At 63.8% G+C, this 7,302-nt stretch carries 8 protein-coding genes; 6 read left to right on the top strand and 2 right to left on the bottom strand.

Translation table 11 applies throughout. The features are described 5' to 3' along the window. Positions 1-198: 198 nt before the first annotated feature. Positions 199-1,005 carry a L,D-transpeptidase gene (locus tag PMN64_RS40955; RefSeq protein WP_304498750.1) on the bottom strand — a complete coding sequence of 269 codons (807 nt, stop codon included), beginning with the start codon at positions 1,003-1,005 and terminating at the stop codon, positions 199-201. Positions 1,006-1,316: 311 nt separating this feature from the next. On the opposite strand from PMN64_RS40955, the gene PMN64_RS40950 reads away from it, so the two are divergent. The 3 genes from PMN64_RS40950 (at position 1,317) to PMN64_RS40940 (ending at position 3,545) form a co-directional block, all read left to right on the top strand. Further along, a complete protein-coding gene (locus tag PMN64_RS40950) occupies positions 1,317-2,093 on the top strand; it encodes a protein phosphatase CheZ (RefSeq protein WP_411784858.1) in 777 nt (258 codons plus the stop codon). Between the two features lie 505 nt (positions 2,094-2,598). After that, entirely contained in the window at positions 2,599-3,078 is a 480-nt protein-coding gene (locus PMN64_RS40945; RefSeq protein ID WP_245288728.1) for a hypothetical protein, read from the top strand. A gap of 203 nt (positions 3,079-3,281) precedes the next feature. After that, positions 3,282-3,545 carry a hypothetical protein gene (locus PMN64_RS40940; protein WP_028341093.1) on the top strand — a complete coding sequence of 88 codons (264 nt, stop codon included), beginning with the start codon at positions 3,282-3,284 and terminating at the stop codon, positions 3,543-3,545. A gap of 182 nt (positions 3,546-3,727) precedes the next feature. Here PMN64_RS40940 and PMN64_RS40935 read toward each other — a convergent pair whose 3' ends face one another. Beyond that, positions 3,728-4,246, bottom strand: a complete 519-nt coding sequence (locus PMN64_RS40935; protein WP_028341094.1) for a hypothetical protein — start codon at positions 4,244-4,246, stop codon at positions 3,728-3,730. A 317-nt stretch (positions 4,247-4,563) separates the two neighbouring features. Here PMN64_RS40935 and PMN64_RS40930 point away from each other — a divergent pair, with 317 nt between their 5' ends. From PMN64_RS40930 to PMN64_RS40920, 3 genes are all read left to right on the top strand, one after another. Continuing rightward, positions 4,564-4,860, top strand: coding sequence for a co-chaperone GroES (locus PMN64_RS40930; RefSeq protein WP_018269780.1), 297 nt, complete (start codon positions 4,564-4,566; stop codon positions 4,858-4,860). 209 nt (positions 4,861-5,069) lie between these two features. Next, the gene (gene groL / locus PMN64_RS40925) at positions 5,070-6,716 is read left to right on the top strand and encodes a chaperonin GroEL (RefSeq protein ID WP_038388056.1); all 1,647 of its coding nucleotides are present in this window, start codon (positions 5,070-5,072) and stop codon (positions 6,714-6,716) included. A 90-nt stretch (positions 6,717-6,806) separates the two neighbouring features. Further along, a complete protein-coding gene (locus tag PMN64_RS40920) occupies positions 6,807-7,097 on the top strand; it encodes a hypothetical protein (RefSeq protein WP_411784857.1) in 291 nt (96 codons plus the stop codon). Positions 7,098-7,302: the final 205 nt, after the last annotated feature.

Here is a 7,302-nt window from a genome sequence, read left to right as displayed (position 1 = left end):
CAAGCGCCAAGGACCCAACGGCTTCCCGCCCACCCACATCCTGACAGACTTCCAAGACACAGGGACCCATAACCACAACCGTGCGGGATTTGACACGGCTGGGGCTACAGCTTCTCTCAGTAACAACCGCCTGTGGTTATGGATCCCGGCTTTCGCCGGGACGACACCATCTTTGGGGCAGCTGCTTCAAAACCAACCTCACATCACGACGACCTTGGCCCCGACATTGACGCGGCCGTAGAGGTCGATGACGTCCTCGTTGCGCATCCGGATGCAGCCGGACGAGACGTTGGTGCCGATCGTCCAGGGCTCGTTGGAGCCGTGGATGCGATAGAGCGAAGAGCCCAGATACATCGCGCGGGCGCCGAGCGGATTTTCCGGGCCGCCTTCCATGTGCCGCGGCAGGTCGGGACGGCGCGCCAGCATTTCCGGCGGCGGCGTCCAGGCCGGCCACTCCTTCTTCGCCGAGATCGTCTTCACGCCGGCCCAGGTGAAGCCGGGCCGGCCGACGCCTATGCCGTAGCGCAGCGCGCGGCCGTCGCCCTGCACCAGATAGAGAAACTTGTTCGGCGTATCGACGACGATGGTGCCGGCGCCTTCCTTGCCGGAATAGTCGACCAGCTGCTTTTCGTATCTCGGATCGAACGGACGCTGCGCCGGATCGCCCGCGGCCTCCTCCTGCTGCCGGAGCATCTGCTGCTGCGGATCCATCGGCGGCAGCTGACGGTTGCCGTAATAGCCGGGCTGTTGCTGATACATCGGCTGCGGCGAATACCCCTGCGACGACGGCGCATCGCCGAACAGGAATTCGATGAAGCCGCCGCCCATGTTGGAGCGCTGCGGCTGCACATAGGCGGTGCGCATCGGCGGCTGCGGAGCGCCCTGATTGGCATAGATGACGGCGGGCTCGGCGGGCGCTGCCGCGTCGATCGCCATGGCGTGATGGGGAACGGCAATAAGAGAAGACGCGCCGGCGAGCAGCGCAAGCGTGGTTTTCCTGAACATCGACGTACTCTGTACTGGTTTCGTCGTGACGTGATGCGCGAGGGCGCCGACTTTGCGCCATTGCACGTGGTCAATAAGCAATGAAAACCGCATCGGTTTGGTAAACGGATCGGCCGTTTCGATTCACCACGTCGGCAATGGAGCGCGGTTTTCCCTGACAGCGTTTATTTTGCGTGAACGGCGCGGCGACATGGTTAATCGCCGGTAGCGCGGCCGTTGCGCGCTATCAGCGCAAACAGTTCCGGCGTGAACCTGACGTTAAATCCGCTCTGTCTAGAACGGATTTCAGTGAAGGGGCGGGAATGAAAATCATGTCAGTGAAGCGCAAGCGTTTTCGTGTCGAGCAGGCGATGGGCGAGGTTGTGATGCCGGAGCCGGATGTTTCCAGCGGCGCCGATCTCGGTCCGATGCATCGCGAGATCATGGCCGAGCTTCGCTCGATCCGTGCCCAGATGGCCGCAGCACCGGCACAGCGCACTGGCGACAGCGTCGATGCCGCGGTCGCCCGCGAAGTCGCCGAGACCCAGGCGCTGCTCGAGACCTACCGCGCGCAGGTCGAACAGTGCGAGAAGCTCAAGGTCGAGCTCGACCTGATCCACGACGCGATCAGCCGCACCAAGCGCGAGATCGCCGTACTGCACGGCAAGAGCTTCAACGGCGAGGAGATGGCCAAGGTCAATGGCGAGCTCGGCGCCGTGGTCGGCGGCACCGAACAGGCGACCCAGCAGATCCTCGAGGCGGTGGAGGCGATCGACCAGGCCGCGAGCGCGCTCGCGAACAACGTCACGCCCGACCAGCAGAAGCGGCTCAGCGAAGATATTCAGGAGCGCGTGGTCTCGATCTTCGAGGCCTGCAACTTCCAGGACCTCACCGGCCAGCGCATCAGCAAGGTGATGCAGACGATGAAGTTCATCGAACAGCACATCAACGAGATGATGAACATCTGGGGCGGCGTCGACGCCATCAAGTCGCACGTGCCGGCGATCGTCGATACCCGCGAGGGCGATGCCCGCCTGCTCAACGGCCCGAAGCTCGACGGCGACGCCGGCCACGCCTCGCAGGACGACATCGACGCGATGTTCAACTGAGCGCTCGCATCGGCAGAATACAAAACGCCGGCCTCGAGGGCCGGCGTTTTTGTTTAGGCCATGGCCTCGCGCTCGCAGCGGGTCACCGAAGACAGACGAACCACCCGAATCGCAGCCACCACATGCAGTTTGTGCCAATTGCGACAATTGGAAATTTACTGGCAGCCTTAGCGTCGCTGACGCATACTGTGCGTGAGGGGAAATTGTCATGCGTATGCCGGGAGCCAACATTGGGTGCCGGTTGCATGGGACTTCCGGAGTAAATCCGGTCGTCCCCGCGCGGTACGTCCACTCATCACACCATCACAGGTTCGCGGCCGCTCGCCGTGCGTATCCAACGAGGGCGAACTGCCATCCCTCGCACGCTGCTGAAGCGCGAGGCCGCCTTTTGTAGCTGTGACGATGAGCGGCGGGTTTCATTCATTCGCGCTGACCGCGTCCGCCTTGTTATCGGATCACTGATTTTGGGGGGAGCCACTGGAGTACTCAACACTGGAGATTGAACATGACGCAAGGAATTGTCAGGAATACTGCAATTGCGCTCTCGACTTTCGCTTGTGCGACACTGTTCTCCGTCACCTGGTCTGAGCAGGGCGGCATTTCGGCTTCGGTCGAAAGCGCCCAGGCGCGTGTGGGCCGACCGCTGACGCCCGTGAGCGTCGCGGGCGTTGCGCGTCGCCAAACCCGGCGCGCCGCGTACGGATACGGGGTTGGCGCGGGTGTCGCCGCTACGGCAGCCGTCGCCGCAGCGGCCGCTACCGCGCCGGCCTATTCCGGCTGGGGCACAAACGATTGGACCAATTCGTATGCCGCCCAGACGGATCCCTACTTTGGCCAGCCCTACTATCCGGCACGAGCCTACCAAAGGATCAGTCCGTATTACGGATACGCCGGATGGACGGAGTACAAGGCAGCTAATGGCATCGGCTGCGAACCTGGCACGATGACGAAGATGGCTGACGGCCGCATGTACGTCTGCCAGTGACGTCGGCGCAACGGCGCTCCAGGAGGGCGGCTCGTTGAGCCGTCCTCATTCTTGATGAGGCAAATCGATCTCACGGAGCGGCGGGTCGCGCCCGCCGTTGATCTACGTCAACGTCACCTCCCCCTTGCCGCTGAAGATAACCTTGGGCCGCATCTGAAGCGGCGCCCTCACCTTTCGGTTCGCGTGCGATGAGGAGGATCACCATGCGTCGGACGAACATTCTCTCGACCAGGTCTGTGACGCTTGCGGGCGTTGCGGCGAGCCTCATGTTGGGGATCGCCGGTGTCGCCGTCAGTTCAGCACCGGCCAAGGCCGTGGTTTACTGCACCTATGTCGGTTATCCGCAGGGTTGCGTGGCGAGGGCGGGCGTCGTGCTCAGGCCGCGTCCGGTGGCGCGCGCCGCGGTCCGTCACAATGCGGGCGGCAACCTGAATGGCGGCGTCAATCGGGTTGGCGTGCGGCGATAAGACAGTTGTTTGCGGCGCCGGATGAATGGGTGTCGCCGCACACGCGGATCGCGAGAGGATCACTCGCGAAGAGAGACCCCTCACCCGGATTGCATCTGGCGATGCAAGCCGACCTCTCCCACAGGGGGAGAGGTGCGCCGACTGTGCGGCGCTATGTCGGCAGATAGCTCGAAGTCCCGCCGTTACGCCCTCGGGGCGCAGCGGACATAGACCATGTTGCCGTAGCGGACCCCGGCGTCCTTGTCGACGAAGCGGGTGATCATGACGCGGCCGTCGAACGAAACGATCTCGCGGTCCTGCTCGCCGGGCGTCGGTCCTGGCGGGCCGATATAGTTCTTGCCGCTCGGGGAACCCTTCAGCCGCAGTTCCTGCGGGGTGGCCTGGTCGGCCAGATGCATGATGACGCCGCCGTTCTGGCCGGCGCCGATCACGTAAGGCTGCTTGCACTGGCCGCGCGCGGCGGCCTCGGTGCGGGCGCGGTCGGCGGGATTCTGGAACGAGGCGAGACCCCAGCGGCCGACGATCTCGTCGGCGCGGATGCTTGCGGGCATTTCGGGGGCTACGCCCGGCTCGGCTGGCGCCGGCTCAGGATTCGACGACAACGACGGCAGGCTCATGCTGCCGCACGCCCCCAAGAGTGTCGTCAGCGCCGAAACAGCCGCGAACCGTGCGACCAATCGCGCGTTGAGTGACCTGATCATATGCATCCCCCGACTATGTCCCGGCCGCACCCGTCCTGCAGCCAAGCGTAAAACTTAAGGCGGAGCAATGACGTCTGACAAAATTACGTCATCGCTACGATTTGGTTTCTGGTCCACCATCCTATATTGGCCTCACCAAGGCCTTAACCCGTTTGCTTGACAGAAACTGCGCCAAGCCATATTTCCCGGCCCACAATTAGCACTCTCGCACCACGATTGCTAAGAGCGCCGGGCGTCCTGCCCAGCGCCGACCGGCCGGCATCCAACGCCGGTCCCGATGAACCGGACCTGAAACCGAGCCTCCAAGAGGGAACGTCATGGCTAAATCCACCTTCCGCCCCCTGCACGACCGCGTCGTCGTCAAGCGTATCGATGCCGAGGAGAAGTCCAAGGGCGGCATCATCATTCCCGACTCGGCCAAGGAGAAGCCGTCCCAGGGCGAGATCGTCGCCGTCGGCCCGGGTGGCCGCGACGAGGCCGGCAAGCTGATCCCGATCGACCTCAAGGTCGGCGACCGCGTGCTGTTCGGCAAATGGTCGGGCACCGAGGTCAAGCTCGACAACCAGGAACTCCTGATCATGAAGGAGTCTGACATCATGGGCGTGCTGGCGTAACGCCTTGGACTCCGAGGGCCGCCGCGCCCTCCGCTGTCATGCCCGGGCAGAAGCGCGTCTTCGCGCTAGATGACCCGGGCATCCATCAATCTTCTGAAGCGATGGATTGCCGGGTCATCTGGCACGAAGACGCACTTCGTGCTCTCGCCCGGCAATGACGAGAAAAACGAGCGACAACCAATCCACAGACATTCCAGGAGTTCAAATCAATGGCTGCCAAGGACGTAAAATTCGCCGGAGAGGCCCGCGACCGCATGCTGCGCGGTGTCGACGTGCTCGCCAACGCCGTGAAGGTGACGCTCGGCCCGAAGGGCCGCAACGTCGTCATCGAGAAGAGCTTCGGCGCTCCCCGCATCACCAAGGACGGCGTCACCGTCGCCAAGGAGATCGAGCTCGACGACAAGTTCGAGAACATGGGTGCGCAGATGCTGCGCGAGGTCGCTTCCAAGACCAACGACACCGCCGGTGACGGCACCACCACCGCGACCGTGCTGGCGCAGGCCATCGTGCGCGAGGGCGCCAAGTCGGTCGCCGCCGGCATGAACCCGATGGACCTGAAGCGCGGTATCGACACCGCGGTCGCGGCCGTGATCAAGGACATCGAGAAGCGCGCCAAGCCGGTCGCCTCCTCGTCCGAAGTCGCCCAGGTCGGCACCATCTCGGCCAATGGCGATGCCGCGATCGGCAAGATGATCGCGCAGGCGATGCAGAAGGTCGGCAACGAGGGCGTGATCACCGTCGAGGAGAACAAGTCGCTCGAGACCGAGGTCGATATCGTCGAGGGTATGAAGTTCGACCGCGGCTACCTCAGCCCCTACTTCATCACCAACGCCGAGAAGATGACCGCCGAGCTCGAGGATGCCTACATCCTGCTGCACGAGAAGAAGCTGTCCGGCCTGCAGTCCATGCTGCCGGTGCTGGAAGCCGTGGTGCAGTCGGGCCGTCCGCTCTTGATCCTCGCCGAGGACGTCGAGGGCGAGGCGCTGGCGACCCTGGTGGTCAACCGCCTGCGCGGCGGGCTCAAGGTCGCCGCCGTCAAGGCGCCGGGCTTCGGCGATCGCCGCAAGGCGATGCTGGAGGACATCGCGATCCTGACCGGCGGTCAGCTGATCTCCGACGACCTCGGCATGAAGCTCGAAAGCGTCACGATCAACATGCTCGGCCGCGCCGGCAAGATCGTGATCGACAAGGAGAACACCACGATCGTCAAGGGCGCCGGCAAGAAGAAGGACATCGACGCCCGCGTCGGCCAGATCAAGGCGCAGATCGAGGAGACCACCTCGGACTACGACCGTGAGAAGCTGCAGGAGCGCCTCGCCAAGCTCGCCGGCGGCGTTGCCGTCATAAAGGTCGGCGGCGCGACCGAGGTCGAGGTCAAGGAGAAGAAGGACCGTGTCGAGGACGCGCTGAACGCGACCCGCGCCGCGGTGCAGGAAGGCATCGTGCCGGGCGGCGGCGTCGCGCTGCTGCGCGCCAAGAAGGCGGTCGGCCGGCTCACCAACCCGAATGCCGACGTCCAGGCCGGCATCAACATCGTGCTCAAGGCGCTCGAAGCTCCGGTCCGCCAGATCTCGGAGAACGCCGGTGTCGAGGGCTCGATCGTGGTCGGCAAGATCCTCGAGAACAAGTCGGAGACCTTCGGCTTCGACGCCCAGACCGAGGACTATGTCGACATGGTCGACAAGGGCATCATCGACCCCGCCAAGGTGGTGCGCACCGCCTTGCAGGACGCCTCCTCCGTGGCCGGCCTGCTCGTGACCACCGAAGCCATGGTCGCCGAACTGCCGAAGGACGCGGCGCCGGCAATGCCGGGCGGCGGCGGCATGGGTGGAATGGGCGGCATGGGCGGCTTCTAAGCCTCCCACATCCCCATCGAGATCGAAGGCCGCCTCCGGGCGGCCTTCTTTTTTGCAGTTTGATTACGATCGGGATGCAAGGATCATCGCATGTCCCGCGACGCCAAATCACTGACGTCAACGCTCGTGCTGTTCTACGCGATCGGCACGTTGCTCGCGGTCGGCGCCTATGCCCTGGACAGCATCGATGATCTTGCGGTCGTCTTGACGTTCTGGCTCAAGCAAACGCTGACGTTCGTCGTTCTCGGCGCGGGCTATGGGCTCTATTACGTCATTTCCGGTTCTGCCGGTCATCGTCCAAAAGCGCCGCTGCGATTTCTGGACATATCGTTTCTCGCCGCTGTTGCCACGCTTGGGGTTGGCATGCTGGTGCACAGCTGAGCGATCCTTGACGCAACTCATCGTCCGCCGCATCACCACGCGAACGGCGGATTACGCCTTCGGCTAATCCGCCGTACCGACTCGTTCATGAGGATCGAGTTAGACGCTGTCCCGAAAGCAGCTGCGCTCCCTCTCCCGCTTGCGGGCAGGGCTATCGCATATGCCCCTTGGCGACCGCGCAAGTGCTTGGCCTCGTGGTTCGAGA

The sequence above is a fragment of the Bradyrhizobium sp. UFLA01-814 genome (assembly GCF_046718885.1).
Lineage (GTDB): Bacteria > Pseudomonadota > Alphaproteobacteria > Rhizobiales > Xanthobacteraceae > Bradyrhizobium > Bradyrhizobium elkanii.
This window is presented reverse-complemented; position numbering and strand designations above follow the sequence as displayed.